Raw genomic sequence first — 21740 nt, forward strand, 5'->3', positions numbered from 1 at the left:
GCCGCCCAACGGCGCGGGTTGCCCACCCCGGTCCCGGCCTGGTTCGACGAGCAGCTCGCCGAGCTGGACGCCCGGTGGGACGCCGACGCGGGCTGGCTCGACCGCCGCGCCGACGGCGACCGGATCACCGCGCTGCGGGACGCCGTCGACGCGCTGGTGCTGGTCGAGGGCCTGCCGCCGATCGCGGTGCTCCGCCCGCCGCCCGGCGCCGCCGCCGTCGGGCACGCCGCCGTGGCGGCCACCGGCTCCCGGATGCTCGACCGGGTACGCGCGCTGCTGGCGAAGGCCGAATCGACCGGCTACCCGGCCGAGGCGGAGGCGTTCACCGCCAAGGCGCAGGAACTGATGTCCCGGCACAGCATCGACGCGGCGCTGCTCGACGCCGCGGCCGAGCGGCCCGACCGCCCGGGTGGCGTACGCATCGGCACCGACGCCCCGTACGCGGCGGCGAAGGCGCTGCTGATCCAGGAGGTGGCGGCGGCGAACCGGTGCGAGTCGGTCTGGTCCGACGACCTGGGTTTCGCCACCGTGCTCGGCTTCCCGGCCGACCTGGCCGCGGTCGAGCTGCTGCACACGTCGCTGCTGGTGCAGGCGACCGCCGCGATGCTGCGCGGCCGGCGCGACCGGGGTAGGGGCAGCGGGCGGCGCACCAAGGGCTGGGACGAGTCGTTCCTGAACGCGTACGCGTTGCGGATCGGGGAGCGGCTGCGGGCGGCCAGCGAGGCGGCGACCGAGGAGCACGCCGACGACCGTCTGTTGCCGGTGCTCGCGGCCCGCTCGGACGCCGTCCGGGAACGCGCCGACCAACTCTTCCCCGGCACCACCCGCCACCGCCTCCAGGTACGCGACTCGGAGGGGTGGACCTCCGGCACCACCGCCGCCGACCAGGCCCACCTGAACCCCGCCCACCCCGCACCCCGCCCCCTGGCCCCCGGCCGCCCCACCCCGCAGCGTCGATCATGAAGTTAGCGGCCCCGGCAGTCCGTCTGGCCGCCGCCAACTTCATGGTCAACACGAAAAGGCGGGGAGCTGTCGGATTGGGCCGGCCGGCTCCGACCCGTTCGCGAGGCGTCACCGACGGTGGCCCGTACCCGAGGAGTGGACCGTGAAGTACATGCTGCTGATCTGGAACCGGCCCGGCTTCGTGGAGGAGCTGTCCGAGGCGGAGCGCAACACGATCTTCGGTGAGGTCGACCAGATCATGAAGGAGCTGACCGAGTCCGGCGAGCTGGTCGGCGGGGAGGCGCTGGCTCATCCGGCGCAGACCCGGACGGTGCGGTCGACGGCCGGTGGCACCGAGATCACCGACGGGCCGTTCGTGGAGAGCAAGGAGCAGTTCGCCGGCTATCTGACCGTCGACTGCGAGACGCCGGAGCGGGCCGTCGAGATCGCCGCGAGCTGGCCGGACGTGCGGCACGGCTGCGGCGTGCTGGAGGTGCGCCCGGTGATGGAGCAGACCGGGACCGACGTGTGACCTCCCGGGCGGTCGAGGACCTGCTGCGTACGCTCGCACCGCAGGTCCTCGGCGTGCTCGTGCGCCGGCACGGCCAGTTCTACGCCGCCGAGGACGCCGTGCAGGAGGCGCTGCTGGCCGCCGCTACCCGATGGCCGGCGCAGGGCGTGCCGGACCATCCCCGCGCCTGGCTGGTCACGGTGGCGACCCGCCGGCTCACCGACGAGTGGCGCAGCGAACACGCCCGCCGGGAGCGGGAGGTCGCGGTGGCGGCCCGGCAACCGGCGTACGCGGCGGTCGCCCCGGCCGCCGACGAGGAGCCGCCGAGCGGGGACGACACGCTGAAACTGCTGCTCCTCTGCTGTCATCCGGCGCTGCCGGTCAGCGCCCAGGTGGCGCTCACGCTGCGGGCGGTGGGCGGGTTGAGCACCGCCGAGATCGCCCGGGCGTACCTGGTCCCGGAGGCCACCATGGNGTGCTGCGCGTGCTCTACCTCGTCTTCAACGAGGGCCACACCGCGTCGAGCGGGGACGCGCTGCACCGGGTCGAGCTGACCGGGGAGGCGATCCGGCTGGCCCGGGAGGTGCACCGGCTGCTGCCGACCGACGGCGAGGTGACCGGGTTGCTGGCCCTGATGCTGCTCACCGACGCGCACCGGGCGGCGCGTACCGGCCCGGACGGGATGGTGGTGCCGCTGGCCGAGCAGGACCGCAGCCGCTGGGACCGGGCCGCGATCGAGGAGGGGATCGCGCTGGTGACCGAGGCGTTGACCTGGTCGCCGCCCGGCCCGTACCAGGTGCAGGCGGCCATCGCCGCGGTGCACGCGGAGGCGCCCACGGCCGCGACCACGGACTGGCCGCAGATCGTGGCGCTCTACCGGGTGCTGGCCCGGATCGCGCCGAACCCGATGGTGACGCTCAACCAGGCGGTGGCGGTGGCCATGGTGGACGGCCCCCGGGCCGGTCTGGCGCTGCTCGCGCCGCTGGACGCCGACGTCCGTGTCGCCGGTCACCACCGGCTCGCCGCCGTCCGCGCACACCTGCTGGAACTGGCCGGCGACCGGGCGGACGCCCGGTCCGCCTACCTGGCCGCCGCTCGCGCCACCACCAGCCTGCCGGAGCGCCGTTACCTGGAGGTACGCGCCGCCCGCCTGGTGACGGACAGCACGCCGGGCCGGTCCTGACGGACCGGCCCGGCGTCGTGTGCGAGGCGTACGTCAGCTCTTGAAGGCGTCCTTGATCTTCTCGCCGGCCTGCTTGAGCTTGGCGCCCGCCTGGTCGTTGCGGCCCTCGGCCTCCAGGCGCTCGTTGTCCGTGGCCCGGCCGACGCCCTCCTTGACCTTGCCCGCGGTGTCCTGGGAAGCGTTGTCGATCTTGTCGTCGAGACCCATGGGAACCTCCAACTCAGCAGTTGCGTGACGACAAGGGGTTACCCAGCGGAGTCGCCGCCCAATCCCACTCATCCGATCGGGCGGAAGCTTCGCAGCCGCAGACTGTTCGCCACCACGAACACCGACGAGAAGGCCATCGCCGCCCCGGCGAGCATCGGGTTGAGCAGCCCGGCGGCGGCCAGCGGCAGCGCGGCCACGTTGTAGGCGAACGCCCAGAACAGGTTGCCCTTGATGATCGCGAGCGTGCGGCGGGACAGCCGGATGGCGTCCGCCGCGGCCAGCAGGTCACCCCGGACCAGCGTCAGGTCGGCGGCCTCCATCGCCACGTCGGTGCCGGTGCCCATGGCCAGCCCGAGGTCCGCCCGGGCGAGCGCGGGGGCGTCGTTGACCCCGTCGCCGACCATGGCGACCACGCGGCCCTCACGCTGGAGCCGCTCGACCACCGCCACCTTGTCGGCCGGCAGCACCTCGGAGATCACCTGGTCGACGCCGACCTCGGCGGCCACCGCCCTCGCCACGGTCGCGTTGTCGCCGGTGAGCAGCACCGGGGTGAGGCCCAGCCCGCGCAGCCGGGCGACCGCCGCCGCGCTGGTCGGCTTCACCGCGTCGGCCACCGCGAGCACCCCCCGGGCCCGCCCGTCCCAGCCGGCCACGACCGCCGTCCGGCCCCCGGCCTCCGCGTCGGTCACTGCCCGCACGACCTCCTCGGGTACGTCGAGACCGCGCTCCCGCAGCAGCCGGAGCCGCCCGACGACCACCGTGCGGCCCTCGACCACACCGGTCACGCCCAGACCTTCGGCGTTGGCGAAGTCGTCGACCGGAGGCAGCGGACCGGCCGCCGAGTCGGCCACCGCCCGGGCGATCGGGTGCTCGGAGTACGCCTCCAGCGCGCCGGCCACCCGGAGCAGCTCACCGACGTCCTCGCCGGGCGCGGGCAGCACCTCGGCCAGGGTCATCCGGCCGGTGGTGACGGTGCCGGTCTTGTCCAGCACCACGGTGTCGACCCGGCGGGTGGACTCCAGCACCTCCGGCCCCTTGATCAGCACGCCGAGCTGCGCGCCGCGCCCGGTGCCGACCAGCAGCGCGGTCGGCGTGGCCAGGCCGAGCGCGCACGGGCAGGCGATGATCAGCACGGCCACGGCGGCGGTGAACGCGGCGGTCGGCCCGGCTCCGGTGCCCAGCCACCAGCCGAGCGTCCCCACCGCCAGGGCGATCACGATCGGCACGAAGACGCCAGAGATCCGGTCGGCGAGGCGCTGCACCGCCGCCTTCCCGGTCTGCGCCGCCTCCACCAGCCGGGCCATCTGGGCGAGCTGGGTGTCCCCGCCGATCCGGGTGGCCCGCACCACGAGCCGCCCGCCGGCGTTCACGGTCGCGCCCACCACGGCGTCGCCGGGACGAACCTCGACCGGGACCGACTCGCCGGTGAGCATGCTGGCGTCGACCGCCGAGGTGCCGTCGACGACCACGCCGTCGGTGGCGATCTTCTCCCCGGGGCGGACCACGAACCGGTCGCCGACCGCGAGTTGGTCGACCGGGATCCGGACCTCCTGCCCGTCGCGCCGCACCGCCACGTCCCGCGCGCCCAGTTCGAGCAGGGCGCGCAGGGCGGAGCCGGCGGTGCGCTTGGCGCGCGCCTCGAAGTAGCGCCCGGCCAGGATGAAGACGGTCACCCCGGCGGCGGCCTCCAGATAGATGTTGCCGGCCCCGTCGCTGCGGGTGATGTCGAACCGGAACGGGTGGGTCATCCCGGGCATCCCGGCGTCGCCGAGGAAGAGTGCCCAGAGCGACCAGCCGAACGCGGCCAGCGTGCCGAGCGAGACCAGCGTGTCCATGGTCGCCGCGCCGTGCCGCAGGTTGACCAGCGCGGCCCGGTGGAACGGCAGCCCGCCCCAGACCACCACCGGCGCGGCCAGCGTGAGCGAGGCCCACTGCCAGTAATCGAACTGCCAGGCCGGCACCATGGCCAGCAGGATCACCGGCAGGGTCAGCGCCGCGGAGACCCGGAGCCGGGTACGCGCCACGCGCAGCTCGTCCACCGGCTCGCCGGCCACGGTCGCCTCCGCCGAAGCGGGCGGTGGCGGCACCACGGCGGTGTAGCCGTTCTTCTCCACGGTGGCGATCAGGTCGGCCGGGGCCACGTCGTCGGCGTACCGGACGGTGGCCTTCTCGGTGGCGTAGTTCACCGTCGCCTCGACGCCGTCCATCCGGTTGAGCTTCTTCTCGATCCGGGCGGCGCAGGAGGCGCAGGTCATGCCGCCGATCGCCAGTTCGATCAGGTTCGGCGCGGTCGGCAGCGCCTTTCCCGTGGTGGTCATCGCGGCACCTCCCCGCTCGGGTCGCCGGCCACGACGGTGAACTCGGCGGTGTGCACCGCGTCGCCGTGGCGGAAGTCCAGGTAGAGACGGTACGCCCCGGCCGAGGGGACCTCGGCGGCGAACGTGACCGCCGGCCCGGCTGGCGTCCGCCCGTCGCCGGGCGTGCCCTCCGGGTGTACGTGCAGGTACGCCAGGTCGCCCTGGCGCAGCGCCACCAGGTGCCCGTACGCCCCCAGGTAGGGCTGGAGGTCGGTGACCGGACGGCCGTCCCGGCTGACCGAGAGCGTCAGCCGGCTGGTGCGGCCCGGCTCGGGCGTGCCGGTGAGCGTGACCGTGTAGTCGTCGACCGTGGTGCTGGTGGCCGGCGGCGGCAGCGGCCGGGCGGCCAGCGGGCCGGGGACGGTGACGTCGACGCCGAGCGTCAGCGGCTCCCCGCCGGCCGGCGTGAAGTCGGCGAACGCCCGCCAGACGCCCGGCCCGGCGAGCGGCGAGGCGACCCGCCAGGTGCCGTCGTCGCCCAGCTCCGGGTGGACGTGCCGGAAGCCGGAGAGGTCACGGCGGGCCACGATCAGGTGCATGCGCTTGTCGTGGGCCACCTCGTAGCGGGTCACCGGCCCACCGTCCGGACCGGTGACCCGGAACGCGAACTGGCCCGCCGGGCCGGCCGTGGGCCGGAGCGTGTAGCCGCGCTCGGAGACGAGCAGCCCGCCGGGCAGGTGGGCGTCGCCGCCCCCGTGGTCGTTGCCGGTCGCGTCGTGTCCGCCGGCGGTGGCGTCGTGGTGTGTCTCGACGTCGGGAGTGGCGGGACCGGTCAGGTGGCCGATCCCGTACGTGGCGCCGAACACCGCCGCGAGGCCGAGGGCGAAGCCGCTGAGCTTCGTCGCCGTGTTCATCGCATCCTCCGATCCTGATACCCCCCAGGGGTACGATCCGAACCGTAACATACCCCCGAGGGGTACGCTATCCTCGACGGTATGACCTCGCCGTCCACCCCGACCCGGGGCTACACCGCCAGCAAGGACCAGCTCCTCGCGCGCCTGCGCCGGATCGAGGGGCAGGTGCGGGGCATCGAGAAGATGGTCGAGGACGACCGCTACTGCATCGACGTGCTGACCCAGATCTCGGCGATCCAGGCCGCGCTCGACAAGGTCGCCCTGGGCCTGCTCGACGGGCACGCCCGGCACTGCATGCACGAGGGTGCGGCCGAGGGTCGCGCCGACGAGATGGCCACCGAGATGATGGCCGCCGTGGGCCGCCTGATGAAGCGCGGCTGACCCCCACCCGGGCCGGCCTGGCTACCATGGGCCGGCGATGCACCGGGCGTGGTCAGGACNGCGCCGACCACACCCGTCCCGCGTCTCCCGCGCCGCCGCGCGTACGCCGGCTCCTGCTCGTGACCGTGGTGCCGCTCTTCGTGCTCACCGTGATCGCGGCGCTGGCGCTCTGGCCCCGGTACGACCGGGAACCGGCGGACGGTGCGAACCTGCCGCGCTACCACGGCACGGTGACCCGCGTGGTGACGCAGCCGTGCCCGCCGACCCCGGAGACGCCGGAAGGTGGGGGGCGCTGCGGCACCGTGACCGTCGCCGCCGAGCAGGGCCCGGACGCCGGCCGGCAGGTCGAGACGCCGATTCCCGCCGGGCCCGGTGCACCCCGCGTCGAGGTCGGCGACGAGGTGATCCTGGTCGTACTGGTCGACCCGGCCGATCCGACGGTGAAGAACTACGACATCGCCGAGCACCAGCGCGGCACCCCGCTGATCTGGCTGGTCGCGCTCTTCGCCGCCGCGATCGTGGCGTTCGGGCGCTGGCGCGGGCTGGCCGCGCTGGGCGGGCTGGTGGCCAGCTTCGCCATCCTGCTCGGGTTCGTGCTGCCCGGCATCGGCGCCGGCCGGTCCCCGCTGCTGGTGGCGATCGTCGGCGCCGCGCTGATCATGTTCGTGGTGCTCTACCTGACCCACGGGTTCAGCGCCCAGACGTCGGTGGCGGTGCTCGGCACCCTCGGCAGCCTGGTCGTCACCGGCGCGCTCGGCACGCTGGCCACGGCCGCCACCCACCTGACCGGCTTCGGCAGCGAGGACGCCACCACGCTCTCCCTGTTCCAGGGCGACGTGGACCTGCACGGGTTGCTGCTGGCCGGCATCGTCATCGGCTCGCTGGGCGTGCTCGACGACGTCACGGTCACCCAGGCGGCCACCGTCACCGAGCTGGCGCACGCCAATCCGGAGCTGACCCGGCGGCAGCTCTACCGGGCGGCGACCCGGGTCGGCCGGGCCCACATCGCCTCCGTGGTCAACACCATCGTGCTGGCGTACGCGGGCGCGTCGCTCCCCCTGCTGCTCCTGCTGGTCGCCGACTCCCGCCCGGTGAGCGAACTGCTCACCAGCGAGTTCCTGGCCCAGGAGATCGTCCGCAGCACGGTGGCGACNCCGCCGGGCGACGCGACCGGGACGCCGGGTCGACGACGCCACCCGCACCCCGGCCGCCGGCCGGGCGGGACGACGACGCGCTGGCGGCGCTGGGCGGGGCGGCACCCGTCCAGCGGTGGCCCGGCGACGGCAAAAGCACGCAGAACGCATGGTGACACTCCGCAGCGTGACGACCGTTCCCAAACGCGACGCTGGTCACATGGGGTGACGTCGAATTCTCGCGATTGGTCGGCATCCGGACGTAGAACCTCGATGGGACTCTCGGGTAACCTCGCTGCCGGTCACCGCCGAAGGCGCGCACCGGCGCCTGCGGTGCCGCCGCCCAATCGCCCACGGGCGAGCCGGGGAACCAGGAACACGGGGTGAATCCGCGCGAGCGGTAGGGGCCGCTTCCGTCCCGAACCCGTCAGCTAACCCGGTCGGCGGCCGACGGAAGGGAACACTGTGACGGCACCCCTGCGCCGCTGGTCGACACCCGTGGTGGCCGTGCTCGCCGCGCTCGCCGTACTGGCCGGACCCACCCCGGCGACGGCGGCCCCCGGCACCGCGGTGCCCAACCCCTCGGGGCACGCGGAGGACGACGACCCGCCGCTGATCAGCGAGGCGGTCAACGCCGCCAACCGCGCCTACCTCCAGGCCAAGGCGAAGCTGAAGACCTCACAGGACCGCCAGAAGCGGCTGGCCGCCGAGAAGGCGTCTGCGGAGGCCGAACTGGAGGCGCTCAGCCCGCAGATCAACCAGATCGCCGCCCAGTCCTACCGGACCGGTCGGGTGGGCGCGTTCGCGCTGCTGTTGGAGAGCGACTCCCCCGACTCGTTCGTCCAGCGCGCCAGCACCCTGGACGAGCTCAACCTCTTCAACGCGCAGCGGCTCGCCGCCATCAACGCCGCCCGGAACCGGGCCGAGCAGGCGAAGCTCGCCGCCGACGCCGAGGTGCGCGAGCAGGAGAAGCAGACGAACGCCATGGCCCGCGAGAAGGTGGAGGCGCAGAAGGCGTTGAAGCTGGTCGGCGGCCTGGGCTTCACCGGCGGCCTGGTCTCCGCCACCTCACCGGTCGCGAAGGTCGGCCCGGGCCGCGGGGCCGACGGCAATTGGAAGTCGGAGTCGTGCAGCGAGGACGACCCGACCACCTCCGGCTGCATCACGCCGCGCACGCTGCACGCGTACAAGGAGGTCCGGCGCGCCGGGTTCAAACGCTTCGTGGGCTGCTACCGGCCCGGCGGCCCGTGGGAACACCCGAAGGGCAAGGCCTGCGACTGGTCGTTGCAGAACAGCGGCTTCGCGCCGTGGCACGACAACGACACCCGACGGTACGGCAACGAGGTGGCCGCCTTCCTGATCCGCAACGCCGACCGGCTGGGCATCTACTACGTGATCTGGAATCGGCAGATCTGGTTCCCGGCCAGTGGCTGGAGTTCGTACAGCGGACCGTCCAACCACACCGACCACGTACACATGTCGTTGCTCTGACGCTCGCGGGAACGCGGAAGGGGCCGCCGGTCGGCGGCCCCTTNAGCGCCGGGTCCGCCGGCGCGGCCGGCGCGGGCAGCGCGGACGGGGACTGCGCCACCGTCCGCACCTCGCCACCGCTGAGCCGGTACGACATGCCGACCACCGCGCACGCACCGCCGGCCACCCGCTCGGCGAGCACGGTGGACCGGGCGAGCAGGGTCTCCACGGTCTGCGCGATGTGGACGTCGATGATGTCGTCGAGCGACTCGACGCCCTGGCGGCCGGCGCGCAGCAGGCTGGGCGAGACGGCGTCCACCACCGCGCCGAGGTGCCCGACCGGGGCGGAGCCGGTGCGGACCGCCTCGCGGGCGGCCTGGACCGCACCGCACGAGTCGTGGCCGAGCACCACCACGAGCGGCGTGCCCAGCACGGTGACCGCGTACTCCACGCTGCCGAGCACCTCGGGGCCGGCGGTGTGCCCGGCGGTGCGCACCACGAAGAGGTCACCGAGGCCCCGGTCGAAGATGATCTCGGCGGCGAGGCGGGAGTCGGAGCAGCCGACGATCACCGCGAACGGGTGCTGGCCGTCGGCGACCGCCGCACGGTGCCCGGCGTCCTGATTCGGGTGCTGCGGCACCCCGGTGACGAACCGGTGGTTACCGGCACGCAGTTCGGCGAGTGCCTCTTCGGGATCAGTCGGGCTCACTGCTGCTCACCTCGTCCTCGCGCAAACGACCAGGCCGGCCGGCGGTGTCGGCCCCGCGACCCACGGTCACACGCCGCCGAAGGCACGTCAAGATTTCGTGATACGCATTTCATGCGTTTCGTCCGACCGGTGCCGGGGCGGGAACGACGACCGGGCGGGCCATACGATGGCCACCATGGCGACCACACCGGGCGAGGAGGGAAGCCGCCGCAACTGGACCTTCCTCACCAATCACGGGCACGTCCTGCTGGCCATCGCGCGTAACCCCACCGCGCGCCTGCGGGACGTGGCCGACGAGGTCGGCGTCACCGAGCGGGCGGCCCAGGCCATCGTCGCCGACCTGGAGGCCGGTGGTTACCTCCGTCGCACCCGGGTCGGGCGGCGCAACGAATACACGATCAACCCGACCGGTCGCTTCCGGCACCCGGCGGAGGCCGACCAGCAGGTCGGCGCGCTGCTCGCCCTCTTCGCCGCCGAGCCGGCCCGGGACGCCACCGCCCGAAGCTGACGCCGGTCCCTCCACCGTGGACACGACCGCCCGTGGGACGGCTCACCCAATCCGGGAGGATCGTCGTGCTGCGCGATCCGGCGATGACCGATAGGTTGAGACGGTGCTGCCCGTAGCGTTCGCCTCGTCCACCTGGACGGCGATGCTGCGCCGGATCGTCCGCACGACCGTGGCCAGCCTGGCGCTGATCATCGGCCTGCCGGGCGTGACCGTCACACCCGCCGACGCCGCTCTCACGACGCGGCCGGCGGTGACGATCGTGGTCCTCTCCGGTCCGATCGCGACCGACGCCGGGCCCACGCGCACCGCGCCCGTCCGGGCGGGAATCGACGCATCGGCCTTCGCGGCCTCCTCCACCACCGCTGCGCGGGTCGCCACCGGCCCGGCCGTCGCCGGCCCCACCGACGCCGACCCCGACTCCGCCGGGCCGGTTCCCGGCGTCGAGACCGTCGTCGCCGCCGACCCGGGTGGGGCGACCATCGCCCGCCGCGGGCCGCCGCGCGCCTGACCGGACCACTTCCCGGTACGCCCGGCGCAGGCCCCACCCCGGGGCCGCCACCGCCGCCCGTCCGTCCGGTCCCGCCGCGACGCCGTACCCGCCCGTGACCGGGCCCCTGTCGTTGTTCCCGATCCTTCCACCACGAGGTGCTGGTGATGCAGACCGTCTTCTCCACCGTCCTGCCCGACGTCCCCGCCGCCGCCGTCATCTGGCTGGCCCTGCTCGCCGTGGCGACGATCGTGGTCGCCGCGCTGGTCGCCCGCCCGACCCGGTTCCGCTCCGTGTTCGGCGAACGGATCAGCGAGGCCGCCCGGCCGAGCAGCATCGACCTGGCCCAGCAGGCGCGGGAGCAGGACCGGGAACGGCGGCGGTACGCGGACGAGGTGGCCGTCGCCGCGTCCCGCGCGACGGTCACCGCCGAGCGGCGGCGGGCCGAGTGGCTGACCGCCCAGGAGCAGGCCGAGACCGCCTGGCAGGCGTACCAGACGGCCGAGCAGGACGTCCGCCGGCTCGCCGCCGCCGCGGCGCTCCCGCTGCCCCGGACCGCCCGCACCCCGGCCGAGTACGCGGACCGCGAGCGCTGGCTGCACCGGGCGGCGCTGGACGCCCAGTGGCGCGACGAGATCACCGTGCGACAGCTCAGCGACATCCTCGGTGGGCACGGCTGGGACCCGAGCCGGCACCCGGTCGAGCAGGAACTGCTGCTGCGCCGGCTGGTCCGGGACAACCTCCGGGCCCGGCAGCATGCCGCGTCGGAGCGGGAGCAGGCCGCCTGGCGGGCCGCCGAGACGGCCGCCGCGGCGGCGCGGAGCCTGCGCGAGGAGGCGTACGCGGCGCTGCACCCGGCCACCGAGCCATCGGCGGCGCTCTCCATCGTCGGCCTCACCGGCCCCGAGAACACCCGGGAGCTGCCGACCCCGGAGGTCACCCGCGAGCTGACGCCGGTGGCCCGGGGGCGGGCCGCGGTGGCGGCATACTGATCGTCCGGCGGCGATGGCCCGGCTCGGCTAGCGTGATGCCGTGTCCCGTGAATCCTGGTTGCTGGTCGGCCTCGCCGTCGTCGTCGCGGCGGCGACGCTCGTCGGTGCGATCCTGCTCGCCATCCGGGTGGTCCGCACCCGCCGGATGCTCGGCGCGCTCGGCGCGGGCGGCAAGGTCGCCTTCTACGGCGCGCTGATCTACACGATCCTGCCGGTGGACCTGCTCCCCGACCCGATCTACCTGGACGACATGGGCGTGCTGGCCGGCGCGCTGTTCTACCTGGGCCGGTTGGCCGCCAAGCACCGGGCCGCGCAACGCGCCACCCGGGACGCCCCGGTCGGGTCGCTGCCGGCCGCCCCGCCCGGCGTTTCGCCCCGCCGGTGACGGATCATCGGCTCGACGCTCACACCACGCGCGAGGAGGCGGCATGTCCGGCGGTCACCGGTTGGCCCCGCACGACGGGCGGGTCGCCCGCTTCTTCGCCGACCGGCACCTCGCCACGCTGACCACGTTGCGTGCCGACGGCACCCCGCACGTCGTACCGGTGGGGGTGACCTTCGACCCGGATGCCGGGCTGGCCCGCGTGATCACCTCGGGCGGTTCGGCGAAGGCGCGGTACGTGGCCGCCGGCGGACCGGCGGGCACACCGGTCGCGGTGTGCCAGGTCGACGGCCGGTGGTGGCTGACCGTGGAGGGCCGCGCGGTCCTCCGCCGCGACCCGGCGTCGGTGGCCGAGGCCGAGCGGCGCTACGCCGAGCGCTACCGCCCGCCGCGCCCGAACCCGGAGCGGGTGGTGCTGGAGATCGCGGTGACCCGCCTGCTCGGCAACCTGCCCGACTGAGGGCCGTCCGGCCCGCCGGACATCAGCGGGTGAGCACCTGCGCCAGCACCTCGTGCACGTACGTGTTCGGGTGCTTGCCGGTGAACCGGTCGGCCAGCGGCCCGTACGCGGTGACCGGCACGTCGGCGCCGCTGTGGCCGTCGGTGGTCCAGTCGAGGTTGAAGCTCAGGTCGCTGCCCTTCACCGGGAAGGGCCCGTCCTCGGCCGAGACGCCGTCGCCGGATTCGTCGGAGGCGCCGGTGTCCTCGATGGTCAGGCCGCCGCACTCGTGGTCGCCGGTCACCACGAGCAGCGTGTCCGGGTGGGTGGCGGCGTAGTCGCGGGCCACCACCACCGCCTTCTCCAACTCGCCGAGCGCCTGGAGCATCCGGGCGCCGTTGTTCTCGTGCGCGAACTCGTCGATGCCCTCCTCCTCGACCAGGAGGAAGAAGCCCTTCCGGTTGGTCGACAGCGCCTCCAGCGCCTTCGCGGTCATGGCGGCCAGGCTCACCGGTGGGGCGTACACGTCGCCCTCGCCCTCCGACCGCTGCTGGAACAACTCCTCGTTGCCGAACAGCCCGAGCAGCCTGCCGCCGGTCGGCTCGGCCCGGGCGAGCTGGTCGGCGGTGCTGACGTACCGGTATCCGGCCCCGCGGGCCTTCGCGACGAGGTCACCCCGGGTGCCGCGACTGGCCTCGGTCGGGTCCGCGGCCGTCCGGTCCGGGTACGCCCCGGCGGTGCCGGCGGGCAGCCACCAGTCCTCCCCGCCGCCGAGGATCACGTCCGGCCTGGTGACCTCGACGTACTGCCGGGCGATCTCGTCCTGTGCGGACCGGTCGGCGGTGGTGGCGAAGAAGGCGGCCGGGCTGGCGTCGGTGACCTGCGCGGTGGTGACCAGGCCGGTGGCCCGGCCGGCCGCCTTGGCCTGCGCGCCGATGGTGGGCAGCGGCTTGCCGTCCACGTCGACGCTGACGGCGCCGTTGTAGGTCCGGATGCTGGTGGCCCAGGCGCTGGCGGCGGCGGCCGAGTCGGTGACCGGCGACCTCGGGTCGTGCGGACTGGTGGTGAGCTGGCCGGAGTGGGGCAACGTGTCCATGGTGAGCTGACCGTCGAGGCCGGCCAGGAAGAGCCGGGCCGCCTCGCGTTGGGCGGCGGCCATCCCGTCGCCGTTGACCAGGATGACGTTGCGGGCCCGGCCGTCGACCGGGGCGGCGGTGGTGACCGCGCTGCCCGGCGTCAGGCCGGCGACCACGACGGCGGCGGTGACGGGGGCGAGCAGCCAGCGCCGGGGACGGACGGTCACACGGGCCAGGTTAACCGCCGGACGCCTTCGGCTCGGCGACCCCGGCGGCCCGGGGGTACGCGGACACGACGATCCCGGGCCACCCGCGGGGGCGGCCCGGGATCGTCGGGGTGGTCAGCGTCCGGTGTCGCCGTCTCCGGTGCGCTGCTGCGCCATGTCGACGCCCTTGTCGATCTGCTGGTCGTACTTCCCACCGGTGCGCTTGTCGGCCGCGTCGCCGGCCTTCTCGATACCCTGGTCGACCTGCTTGTCATGCTTGTCGGCGAAGTCCCGGGCCTTGTCCATGAAGTCGCTCATGTCGAATTCTCCCTTCGGTACGTTGAAAGCCTTCCCTGAGGCCGGGGGCGCAAACACCGGGCGGGCGTTGACGGCCCGGGTGTCGGATTCGCCCGCGTCGGGTACCACGGCCACGATCGAGGAGGCGACGTGGACGACGACGCTGCTATGCCCGGCCCGGCCCAACCCGGGCCGGCGCAACCCGGGCCGGCGCGGCCTGAGCCGGTGCCGTCCGGGTCGGCGCAGTCCGGGTCTGGTGGGCCTGGCCCGGCGGCGTCCGGGCCTGCGCAGACCGGGTTTGGTCGGCCTGAGCCGGCGCAGTCCGGGCCGGCGCAGTCCGGGCCGGCGCAGACCGGGCCGGCGCAGACCGGGCCGGCGCAGACCGGGCCGGGTCGGGTTGAGCCGGCGGCGTCGGGGCCGCGGCAGACCTGGGCGGGGCTGCCCTGGCCGGTGCGGACGGCGGTCACCTGGAGCCTCTGTCTGCTGGTGGTGGTGGCCGGCCTCTGGCTGCTCGGGCAGATCGCGGTTCTGCTGGCGCCGCTGGCCGTGGCGCTGGCGGGCACGCTCTTCCTCACCGCGTTGCTCGACCCGGTGCTGGTGCGGCTGCGTCGGCTCCGGCTGCCGGCCGCGCTCGCCGCGCTGCTCACCGTCCTGCTGCTGCTCGGCGTCCTGGTCGGTGCCGGCGTCCTGGTCTGGAACCTGACCGCGAGCCAGTTCGGGGAGTTGAGTCAGCAACTCGACGAGGGCCTGCAACGCAGCCGCGACTTCGTCACCTCCAGCCTGCCGGTCACCGACCAACAGCTCGATCGCCTGGTCGAGCAGATCCGCCAGGGCGTGAGCGGCAGCGCCCCCGACCCGGTCGCCGGAGCGCGCAAGGCCGCCGAGGTGGCCGGCGCGATCCTGCTCGGCCTGGTGCTCCTCTTCTTCCTGCTCAAGGACGGCCGCTCAATGTGGCACTGGGTGCTGGGCCGGTTGACGGGGCCGCGCCGCGAGGTCACCGCCGCGGCCGGGCGGGCCGGTTGGCGGACGCTCGGCGCGTACAGCCGGGGCACGATGATCATCGCGGCGATCGACGCGATCGGCATCGGGTTGGCGCTGGTCGTGTTGCGCGTGCCGCTGGCCCTGCCGCTCGCCCTGATCACGTTCCTCGGCGGGTTCGTGCCGATCATCGGCGCCACCGTCGCCGGGGCGGTCGCGGTGCTGGTCGCGCTGGCCGCCAACGGTCCCACGACCGCCCTGCTCACGCTGGCCGCGGTGATCGCGGTGCAGCAGATCGAGGGGAACCTGCTGGAGCCGCTCGTGATGCGCCGGCAGGTCCAACTGCACCCGGCGGTCATCCTGGTGGTGGTCACCGCCGGCACGCTCGTCGCCGGGGTCGCGGGCGCGTTCGTCTCGGTGCCGATCGCCGCCGTGCTCTGGCGGGTGCTGGACACCGTGCAGCGGCACCGCACCGGCGAGGCCACCGGCTGAACGCCGCCAGCCGCCGGGCCACCGGACGCCGGACGCCGGGCCACTGGCCACTGGCCGCCGGTCGCCAGCCGCCGGGCCACTGGCCGCTGGCCGCTGGCCGCCGGGCCACTGGCCGCCGGTCGCTGGCCGCCGGGCCGCCGGTCAGGCCGGGTGCGGCTGACGCAGGTGGGTGACGAACCAGTCGCCGGCCTGGTCGGCCACCTGCTCCAGCGTGCCCGGCTCCTCGAAGAGGTGGGTCGCGCCCGGCACGATCCGCAGCTCCGCCACCTTCCCCAACGCGTCCCGGGCCTGCTCGTTCAGCACGATGACCTGCTCGTCCAGGCCACCGACCAGCAGCAGCGTCGGCGCGCGTACCGAGGCCAGTGAGCTGCCGGCCAGGTCCGGCCGCCCGCCCCGGGACACCACCGCGCCCACCCGCTCGGGCCGGGCGGCGGCGGCGACCAGGGCGGCGGCGGCCCCGGTGCTGGCGCCGAAGAGCCCGATCGGCAACCGCCCCAGCTCCGGGTCCGCGCCCATCCAGTCGACGATCGCGGCCAGCCGTTCGGCGAGCATCCCGATGTCGAAGCGCAGCTCGGCGGTGACCTCGTCGCGCGCCTCCTCGTCGGCGGTCAACAGGTCCACCAGCATTGTGCCCAGCCCGCGCGCGTTGAGCGCCCGCCCCACGGCGACGTTGCGCGGGCTGTGCCGCGAACTGCCGCTGCCATGGGCAAAGAGCACCACCCCAGCGGCTCCCGAGGGCACCGAAACGTCCCCCGTCAGCCCACCGTCCCCCACCCGCACCAAAACCTCACGCACTCGCCTCACCCCCGCCTCCGCTTACCCCCCACTCCGCCGATCATGAAGTTGACCGCTCTGAGAGCGCTCCCCCGGCCGGCCAACTTCATGATCGTCCGCGTCGGGGCCTATCGAGCCCCCTCTGGGTTGCCAGGTCAGGGTGCACCGTGTTCCGGGCGTTTCCTAGGAAGTGGGACGGCGATCCCGAGAGGTGGTTCGGTGAGCGGGGGAGGCGCCAGTTCGGTGAAGTGGCGGCATCGTCTTGTCGGGAAGGCACTACTTCGGCGAACTGGTGCGGGTTTCGCCGCTGGGCGAACAGGGTTGCATCGTCGGGGCACTGACATGCCCAAGAGGCATTTCGCTTCGTGATGGCCTTCTTTGGCGTCCGTCGAGGACGGCAGGGTCCGAGCACTTGGTACGAGGTAGCGCTCCTGGAGGGGCGGCTCCGTACCAAGATCGCGGGGCGAGGGTTGCGTTGACGTTGGCGGCAAGGTTTAGCGTCGGGCTTGCGGTACGGGACGGACAGGCGGGCGGGGGAGAAAGGGGGATGGGATGCGGATCGGGGAGCTGGCGGAGCGGGCCGGTACGAGCGCCCGGACCCTGCGCTACTACGAGGCCCACGGGCTGGTCCGGCCGCGCCGGTCCGCCAACGGTTACCGGATCTACGACGAGGCGGAGCTGCGTGTCGTGCACGAGATCCGGTCGCTGCTGGCGATCGGTTTCGGCCTGGACGACATCCGGCCGTTCGTCGCCTGCCTGCGCGCCGGGCACGACTCCGGCGACGTGTGCCCCGATTCGGTGGCGGTGCTGCGGCGCAAGCTGGCCGAGGTGGACGACTACCTCGACCGGCTCGGCTCGGTCCGCCGTCGGCTGCATGACCAACTCGCCCGCGCCATCGCCCAACGGGAGGAAACATGCCTCAGGACACGCGGACCGGCCGGCTGACCCCGGTCACCGACGAGACGTTCGCGGCCACCGTGCTCGCCGCCGACCGGCCGGTCGTGGTCGACTTCTGGGCCGACTGGTGCCCGCCCTGCCGGGTGGTGTCGAAACACCTGGAGGAACTGGCCGAGGAGTTCGGCGACGCGCTGCGCTTCGTCACCCTCGACCTCGACGAGAACCCGGCCACCGCGCGGGCGTACCAGGTGATGTCCGCGCCGACCATGCTGGTCTTCCGCGACGGCCAGGTGGTCGGCTCGATCGTCGGTGCCCGGCCGAAGGCCCACCTGCGGCAGAGCTTCGCCCTGCGCCTGGACGGTTGAGCCGCCACCGGGCGGGAACGCGCGGGGTGACCACGGACCCCGACCGATCGCGAGGATGTCAGATGGCGAAGCAGGACCGGTCCCGGGAACGGGAACCCAGCGACCAGGAACGCCGCGAACAGGAGCTGACGGACTCGCCGGAGTGGGCCGACCGGGCCGCCTCGGCGCGTACCGCCGACGATCCGCGGGCGACGGCGCCGCGCGACGCCGGCGGGCGGCCGTCCAACGGCCGCCAGTTCTGAGGTACGCGGGCCCCAGCGGCCCCGCCCACCCGGGCGGGGCCGTTCAGCCGGCCTGTTCCGGTAGGTGCATCAGCGGGGCGCGGCCCGCCGGCTGCTCCGGCTGCGGTCCGGCCGGGTGGGCCGGCGGCACCGGCACGGTGACCGGTCGGGCGCAGGTGACCCGCAGCGGCTCGCCGTGGTGCAGCAGGTCCAGCACCGTGTCCGGGCCACCGTTGCGCAGCGAGTACGTCGTCTGGTGCGGCCGGACGTCGACGCGTAGCCGCATGGACCGCCACTGGAGGGAGAACTCCAGGCGGCTGAGCCGGCTGGAGAGCCGGGGCGTGAAGGAGAGCTTCCCGTCGTGGTCGCGCAGGCCGCCGAAGCCGGCGACCAGCGCGATCCAGGCGCCGGCCAGGGAGGCCATGTGCACTCCGTCGCGGGTGTTCTCGTTCAGGTCGTGCAGGTCCATCAGCGCGGCCTCGCGCAGGTAGCGGTGGGCCAGTTCGGGGAAGCCCACCTCGGCCGCGAGCACCGCCTGGGTGCAGGCGCTCAACGACGAGTCGCGGACGGTACGCCGCTCGTAGTAGGTGAAGTTGCGCAGCTTCTCGGCGGCGCTGAACGCGTCGCCCCGCCAGTGCATGGCCAGCACCAGGTCGGCCTGCTTGACCACCTGCTTGCGGTACAGGTCGAAGTACGGGTAGTGCAGCAGCAGCGGGTACTTCTCCGCCGGGGTGTGCTCGAAGTCCCACTCCTGCAACCGGGTGAAGCCCTCCACCTGCTCATGCACGTCGATGTCCGAGTCGTACGGGATGTGCATGTCGTTCGCGGCGTCCCGCCAGGCGGCGGCCTCCTCCTCGGTCACGCCGAGGTCGAGCGCCTGGTCGCGGTAGCGCATCGCGCAGTCGGCGGCGGTGAGCAGGTTCCGCTGCGCCATCAGGTTGGTGTAGACGTTGTCGTTCTTCACCGCGGTGTACTCGTCCGGGCCGGTGACGCCGTCGATGTGGAACCGGCCGGCGCGGTCGTGGTGGCCGAGCGACCGCCACAGCCGGGCGGTTTCGACCAGCAGTTCCAGCCCGATGTCCCGCTCCAGCGCCTCGTCGCCGGTGACCAGTACGTAGCGGCGCAACGCGTCGGCGACGTCCGCGGCGATGTGGAACGCGGCGGTGCCGGCCGGCCAGTACGCCGAGGACTCCGGCCCCTCGATGGTGCGCCACGGGAACGCCGCGCCTTCCAGGTTCAACGTGCGGGCCCGTTCCTGCGCCTGGGCCATGGTGTCGTAGCGCCACTGCAACGCGTCCCGCACCGCGCTCGGCTGGGTGTACGTGAGCACCGGCAGCACGAACATCTCGGTGTCCCAGAACGCGTGCCCGTCGTACCCGGGTCCGGTGAGGCCCTTGGCGGAGATCGGCCGCCGTTCCGCGCGGGCGCCGGCCTGGAGTACGTGGAACAGGCCGAAACGGACGGCCTGCTGGACCTCCGGGTCGCCCTCGACGCGCACGTCGGCGGCGTCCCAGAACTCGTCGAGGTATTCCCGCTGCGCCCGGCGCAGCCCGTCCCAGCCGTCGAGGCGGGGGGGGGNGCAGTGCCGGCAGCGAGCGGCGGCTGGACCAGCCGTACGTCAGGTACTTGACCACCCGCAGCTTCTGGCCGGGCTTGAGCACGCAGCCGATGGTGGTGCGGACCCAGTCCTCGTACCCCTCGGATTCGATCGTGGTGCGGTCCGGGCCGTGCACGTCGTGGCTCATGCCGACGGCGACGCGCAGGCCGCTGACCTTGGTGCGGTGGATGAGCAGGCCGCCGTCGTCGGTGGTCAGTTCCTCCTCCGCCTGCAACGGCGACTCCAGTACGGCGGCGACGCGGGGGTCGCGGCTCTGCGGCGGCAGCGACTCGTTCGCCACCAGCTCGGACTGGAGGATCAGCCGCAGCGGCCCGTCGACCGCCTCCACCTCATAATTGATCATCGCGACCGAGCGGTGGGTGAACGACACCAGGCGGGTGCTTCGGACCTTGACCTCCCGGCCGGCCGGGGAGCGCCAGTGCAGTTCCCGCTGGAGCGTGCCGGCCCGCAGGTCGAGGACCCGTTCGTGGGCGAGCACCTCGCCGTAGCGGACGTCGAGCGGTTCGTCGTCGACGAGCAGCCGGATCAGCTTGCCGTTGGTGACGTTGACGATGGTCTGCCCCGACTCGGGGAAGCCGAAGCCGGCCTCCGCGTACGGCAGCGGGCGCAGCTCGTAGAACGAGTTCAGGTAGGTGCCGGGCAGGCCGTGCGGTTCGCCCTCGTCGAGGTTGCCGCGCAGCCCGATGTGCCCGTTGGAGAGCGCGAAGACGGATTCGGACTGGGCCAGCACGTCCATGTCGAGGCGTACCTCGCGGATGTGCCAGGGCTCGACCGGGTACGACCGTTCCCGGATCACGCGGCCGGCTCCGTCGTCAGCAGGTCGGCGAGGTCGGTGACCACCACGTCGGCGCCGTGCGCCCGCAGCTCGTCGGCCTGGCCGACCCGGTCGACGCCGATCACGTACCCGAATCCGCCGGCCCGGCCGGCGGCCACCCCGGCGAGCGCGTCCTCGAAGACGGCGGCCTGCGCCGGATCGACGCCGAGCATCCGCGCGCCCTCCAGGAACGTGTCGGGCTGCGGTTTGCCGCGCAGCCCGCGCTGGCGGGCGACCACGCCGTCGACCCGCGCCTCCAGCCAGCGGTCCAGCCCGGTGACCTGCACCACCGCGGCACAGTTGGCGCTGGCCGAGACGACCGCGCGGCGCAGCCCGGCCCGGGTCGCCGCCTCCAGGTAGCGCACCGAGCCGTCGTAGACGTCGACGCCGTCGTGCTCGATCCGCTGGAGCAGCACGACGTTCTTGCGGTTGCCGACGCCGTTGACGGTGTCCGCGTCCGGCGGGTCGTCCGGCGAGCCCTCGGGCAGCGTGATGCCGCGTGAGGCCAGGAACGATCGCACCCCGTCGGCGCGCGGTTTTCCGTCCACGTACCGGTTGTAGTCCGGTCCGGGGTCGAACGGGCGGAACGGCTCGCCGGTTTCGACGGATCGCCGCCGCAGGAACGCGTCGAACGTCTCGGCCCAGGCGGCGTTGTGCACCCTGGCGGTCTGCGTCAACACACCGTCCAGATCGAAGAGACACGCGGTAACGTGCGCGGGTAGGCCCAGCATTGTTTGAATCTATCCAGGCGGTTCACCGGGCAAACCCGGTTCACGCGTCAGCGGTTCGGGCGCAGCGTCCAGGTGACGACGAGCGTCGAGGTGACGGTGCCGTCCTCGGTGCCGATCTCCACGTCGACGCCGAACTCCGGCCGCCGCCCGGCGTCCAGCTCGGCCAGCACGTCGGCCGGCGGCCGTCCGAGCCGCGCGGTGGCCAGCAGCGCCCCCGTCGCCACCTTGCGGTAGCCGATGGTCGCGGTCACAGCCAGGGGTACGGCCCGGTCGAGCACCTGCCCGAAGGCGGCCAGGACCACCGCCCCGGAGGCGGTCTCCCCCAGCGTGAACATGGCCCCGGCGTGCGGGCCGCCGACGTGGTTGTGGTGCGCCGGGTCGTCGGGGAGCCGGACCACGGCCCGGACTCCGCCGTCGGCCTCGGGCGCGACCTCAACGACCTCAATGCCGAGGGTACGGGCGAACGGCACCGCGTCGAGAAGACCGGCCGCCACCTGCCGAGAGTCAATGGACATCCCCAAACGCTACTCGCCGGTAACCTACCGGGCAAGGCTGGCGCGGGTGACATGGTGGACACTTGCGGCAGTCACTCTCGGCGACACCGCCGACACAAGGCTTCGCCGGAGAACGCTATGACGTGTAGGCATAATTATGCCGCTGGGGTATATCGCCAGACGGCCGATGCTCTCCCCCGCGCGACACCGGCAACGGACGGC

At 73.8% G+C, this 21740-nt stretch carries 21 protein-coding genes, 4 pseudogenes and 1 riboswitch; of the genes and pseudogenes, 15 read left to right on the forward strand and 10 right to left on the reverse strand.

The window, feature by feature from the left end:
- The 3 genes and pseudogenes from B1205_RS04190 to B1205_RS04200 all read left to right on the forward strand — a co-directional run.
- Positions 1 to 963: DUF2786 domain-containing protein (locus B1205_RS04190; RefSeq protein WP_254909715.1), on the forward strand; the 963-nt coding region annotated here is incomplete at its 5' end.
- Between the two features lie 151 nt (positions 964 to 1114).
- Positions 1115 to 1474: a YciI family protein gene (locus B1205_RS04195; protein ID WP_254909780.1), complete on the forward strand. Its 360-nt coding sequence runs from the start codon at positions 1115 to 1117 to the stop codon at positions 1472 to 1474.
- Positions 1471 to 2636 (forward strand): annotated as a pseudogene (locus B1205_RS04200) (RNA polymerase sigma factor). The gene B1205_RS04195 and the pseudogene B1205_RS04200 overlap by 4 nt, the downstream one beginning before the upstream one ends.
- 33 nt (positions 2637 to 2669) lie before the next feature.
- Here B1205_RS04200 and B1205_RS04205 read toward each other — a convergent pair.
- From B1205_RS04205 to B1205_RS04215, 3 genes are all read right to left on the reverse strand, one after another.
- Positions 2670 to 2843 (reverse strand): CsbD family protein, encoded by a 174-nt coding sequence (locus B1205_RS04205; protein ID WP_013283784.1) that lies wholly within the window; start codon positions 2841 to 2843, stop codon positions 2670 to 2672.
- 68 nt (positions 2844 to 2911) lie between these two features.
- A complete protein-coding gene (locus B1205_RS04210; protein ID WP_089154426.1) occupies positions 2912 to 5161 on the reverse strand; it encodes a heavy metal translocating P-type ATPase in 2250 nt (749 codons plus the stop codon).
- Complete coding sequence (locus B1205_RS04215; protein ID WP_089154427.1) at positions 5158 to 6054, reverse strand: hypothetical protein; 897 nt, start codon at positions 6052 to 6054, stop codon at positions 5158 to 5160. Before B1205_RS04215 ends, B1205_RS04210 begins: the two co-directional genes overlap by 4 nt.
- 81 nt (positions 6055 to 6135) lie before the next feature.
- On the opposite strand from B1205_RS04215, the gene B1205_RS04220 reads away from it, so the two are divergent.
- The 3 genes and pseudogenes from B1205_RS04220 to B1205_RS04230 all read left to right on the forward strand — a co-directional run bounded on the left by B1205_RS04220 (position 6136) and on the right by B1205_RS04230 (position 9059).
- Entirely contained in the window at positions 6136 to 6435 is a 300-nt protein-coding gene (locus B1205_RS04220) for a metal-sensitive transcriptional regulator (RefSeq protein ID WP_089154428.1), read from the forward strand.
- A gap of 26 nt (positions 6436 to 6461) precedes the next feature.
- Positions 6462 to 7744 (forward strand): annotated as a pseudogene (locus B1205_RS04225) (YibE/F family protein).
- 154 nt (positions 7745 to 7898) lie between these two features.
- A riboswitch (cyclic di-AMP (ydaO/yuaA leader) is annotated at positions 7899 to 8029 on the forward strand.
- A 4-nt stretch (positions 8030 to 8033) separates the two neighbouring features.
- The gene (locus B1205_RS04230; RefSeq protein WP_089154429.1) at positions 8034 to 9059 is read left to right on the forward strand and encodes a coiled-coil domain-containing protein; all 1026 of its coding nucleotides are present in this window, start codon (positions 8034 to 8036) and stop codon (positions 9057 to 9059) included.
- 37 nt (positions 9060 to 9096) lie between these two features.
- Here the strand turns inward: B1205_RS04230 and B1205_RS04235 are convergent.
- A pseudogene (locus B1205_RS04235) lies at positions 9097 to 9747 on the reverse strand (carbonic anhydrase); the annotation flags it as partial.
- A gap of 166 nt (positions 9748 to 9913) precedes the next feature.
- Here B1205_RS04235 and B1205_RS04240 point away from each other — a divergent pair.
- The 5 genes from B1205_RS04240 to B1205_RS04260 all read left to right on the forward strand — a co-directional run bounded on the left by B1205_RS04240 (position 9914) and on the right by B1205_RS04260 (position 12576).
- Complete coding sequence (locus B1205_RS04240) at positions 9914 to 10255, forward strand: helix-turn-helix transcriptional regulator (RefSeq protein WP_089154430.1); 342 nt, start codon at positions 9914 to 9916, stop codon at positions 10253 to 10255.
- 103 nt (positions 10256 to 10358) lie between these two features.
- Complete coding sequence (locus B1205_RS04245) at positions 10359 to 10763, forward strand: hypothetical protein (RefSeq protein ID WP_089154431.1); 405 nt, start codon at positions 10359 to 10361, stop codon at positions 10761 to 10763.
- A gap of 146 nt (positions 10764 to 10909) precedes the next feature.
- A complete protein-coding gene (locus B1205_RS04250) occupies positions 10910 to 11734 on the forward strand; it encodes a hypothetical protein (protein WP_089154919.1) in 825 nt (274 codons plus the stop codon).
- Positions 11735 to 11774: 40 nt separating this feature from the next.
- Entirely contained in the window at positions 11775 to 12119 is a 345-nt protein-coding gene (locus B1205_RS04255; protein WP_089154432.1) for a YkvA family protein, read from the forward strand.
- Positions 12120 to 12162: 43 nt separating this feature from the next.
- Positions 12163 to 12576, forward strand: a complete 414-nt coding sequence (locus B1205_RS04260; protein ID WP_089154433.1) for a pyridoxamine 5'-phosphate oxidase family protein — start codon at positions 12163 to 12165, stop codon at positions 12574 to 12576.
- 22 nt (positions 12577 to 12598) lie between these two features.
- On the opposite strand, the gene B1205_RS04265 is transcribed toward B1205_RS04260, so the two are convergent.
- Both B1205_RS04265 and B1205_RS04270 read right to left on the reverse strand, forming a co-directional pair.
- On the reverse strand, positions 12599 to 13858 hold the full coding sequence (locus B1205_RS04265; RefSeq protein WP_089154434.1) for an alkaline phosphatase: 1260 nt from the start codon (positions 13856 to 13858) through the stop codon (positions 12599 to 12601).
- A 114-nt stretch (positions 13859 to 13972) separates the two neighbouring features.
- Entirely contained in the window at positions 13973 to 14155 is a 183-nt protein-coding gene (locus B1205_RS04270) for an antitoxin (RefSeq protein WP_089154435.1), read from the reverse strand.
- 429 nt (positions 14156 to 14584) lie between these two features.
- Here B1205_RS04270 and B1205_RS04275 point away from each other — a divergent pair, with 429 nt between their 5' ends.
- Positions 14585 to 15604, forward strand: a complete 1020-nt coding sequence (locus B1205_RS04275) for an AI-2E family transporter (protein WP_254909716.1) — start codon at positions 14585 to 14587, stop codon at positions 15602 to 15604.
- Positions 15605 to 15745: 141 nt separating this feature from the next.
- Here B1205_RS04275 and B1205_RS04280 read toward each other — a convergent pair whose 3' ends face one another.
- Entirely contained in the window at positions 15746 to 16408 is a 663-nt protein-coding gene (locus B1205_RS04280; RefSeq protein WP_089154436.1) for a dienelactone hydrolase family protein, read from the reverse strand.
- A 522-nt stretch (positions 16409 to 16930) separates the two neighbouring features.
- Between B1205_RS04280 and B1205_RS04285 the strand changes: the two genes are divergently transcribed.
- From B1205_RS04285 to B1205_RS04295, 3 genes are all read left to right on the forward strand, one after another.
- A complete protein-coding gene (locus B1205_RS04285) occupies positions 16931 to 17323 on the forward strand; it encodes a MerR family transcriptional regulator (protein ID WP_089154437.1) in 393 nt (130 codons plus the stop codon).
- Entirely contained in the window at positions 17293 to 17640 is a 348-nt protein-coding gene (gene trxA / locus B1205_RS04290; protein ID WP_089154438.1) for a thioredoxin, read from the forward strand. The genes B1205_RS04285 and trxA overlap by 31 nt, the downstream gene beginning before the upstream one ends.
- A 62-nt stretch (positions 17641 to 17702) precedes the next feature.
- Entirely contained in the window at positions 17703 to 17882 is a 180-nt protein-coding gene (locus B1205_RS04295) for a hypothetical protein (RefSeq protein WP_089154439.1), read from the forward strand.
- 43 nt (positions 17883 to 17925) lie between these two features.
- Here B1205_RS04295 and B1205_RS04300 read toward each other — a convergent pair.
- The 3 genes and pseudogenes from B1205_RS04300 to B1205_RS04310 all read right to left on the reverse strand — a co-directional run bounded on the left by B1205_RS04300 (position 17926) and on the right by B1205_RS04310 (position 21539).
- Positions 17926 to 20275 (reverse strand): annotated as a pseudogene (locus B1205_RS04300) (glycoside hydrolase family 65 protein).
- Positions 20272 to 21024, reverse strand: a complete 753-nt coding sequence (locus tag B1205_RS04305) for a beta-phosphoglucomutase family hydrolase (RefSeq protein WP_089154440.1) — start codon at positions 21022 to 21024, stop codon at positions 20272 to 20274. Before B1205_RS04305 ends, B1205_RS04300 begins: the two are co-directional and overlap by 4 nt.
- 47 nt (positions 21025 to 21071) lie before the next feature.
- Entirely contained in the window at positions 21072 to 21539 is a 468-nt protein-coding gene (locus tag B1205_RS04310; protein WP_089154441.1) for a DUF4442 domain-containing protein, read from the reverse strand.
- Positions 21540 to 21740: the final 201 nt, after the last annotated feature.

The organism is Micromonospora sp. NBS 11-29, assembly GCF_002140155.1.
Taxonomy (GTDB): Bacteria; Actinomycetota; Actinomycetes; order Mycobacteriales; family Micromonosporaceae; genus Micromonospora.

Excerpts from the sequence above, each read along its gene's own strand:
- B1205_RS04195 (WP_254909780.1), top strand. The coding sequence starts at position 1,115 with ATGCTGCTGATCTGGAACCGGCCCGGCTTCGTGGAGGAGCTGTCCGAG.
- B1205_RS04205 (WP_013283784.1), bottom strand. The coding sequence starts at position 2,843 with ATGGGTCTCGACGACAAGATCGACAACGCTTCCCAGGACACCGCGGGC.
- B1205_RS04210 (WP_089154426.1), bottom strand. The coding sequence starts at position 5,161 with ATGACCACCACGGGAAAGGCGCTGCCGACCGCGCCGAACCTGATCGAA.
- B1205_RS04215 (WP_089154427.1), bottom strand. The coding sequence starts at position 6,054 with ATGAACACGGCGACGAAGCTCAGCGGCTTCGCCCTCGGCCTCGCGGCG.
- B1205_RS04220 (WP_089154428.1), top strand. The coding sequence starts at position 6,136 with ATGACCTCGCCGTCCACCCCGACCCGGGGCTACACCGCCAGCAAGGAC.
- B1205_RS04240 (WP_089154430.1), top strand. The coding sequence starts at position 9,914 with ATGGCCACCATGGCGACCACACCGGGCGAGGAGGGAAGCCGCCGCAAC.
- B1205_RS04250 (WP_089154919.1), top strand. The coding sequence starts at position 10,910 with ATGCAGACCGTCTTCTCCACCGTCCTGCCCGACGTCCCCGCCGCCGCC.
- B1205_RS04260 (WP_089154433.1), top strand. The coding sequence starts at position 12,163 with ATGTCCGGCGGTCACCGGTTGGCCCCGCACGACGGGCGGGTCGCCCGC.
- B1205_RS04270 (WP_089154435.1), bottom strand. The coding sequence starts at position 14,155 with ATGAGCGACTTCATGGACAAGGCCCGGGACTTCGCCGACAAGCATGAC.
- B1205_RS04285 (WP_089154437.1), top strand. The coding sequence starts at position 16,931 with ATGCGGATCGGGGAGCTGGCGGAGCGGGCCGGTACGAGCGCCCGGACC.
- trxA (WP_089154438.1), top strand. The coding sequence starts at position 17,293 with ATGCCTCAGGACACGCGGACCGGCCGGCTGACCCCGGTCACCGACGAG.
- B1205_RS04295 (WP_089154439.1), top strand. The coding sequence starts at position 17,703 with ATGGCGAAGCAGGACCGGTCCCGGGAACGGGAACCCAGCGACCAGGAA.
- B1205_RS04305 (WP_089154440.1), bottom strand. The coding sequence starts at position 21,024 with ATGCTGGGCCTACCCGCGCACGTTACCGCGTGTCTCTTCGATCTGGAC.
- B1205_RS04310 (WP_089154441.1), bottom strand. The coding sequence starts at position 21,539 with ATGTCCATTGACTCTCGGCAGGTGGCGGCCGGTCTTCTCGACGCGGTG.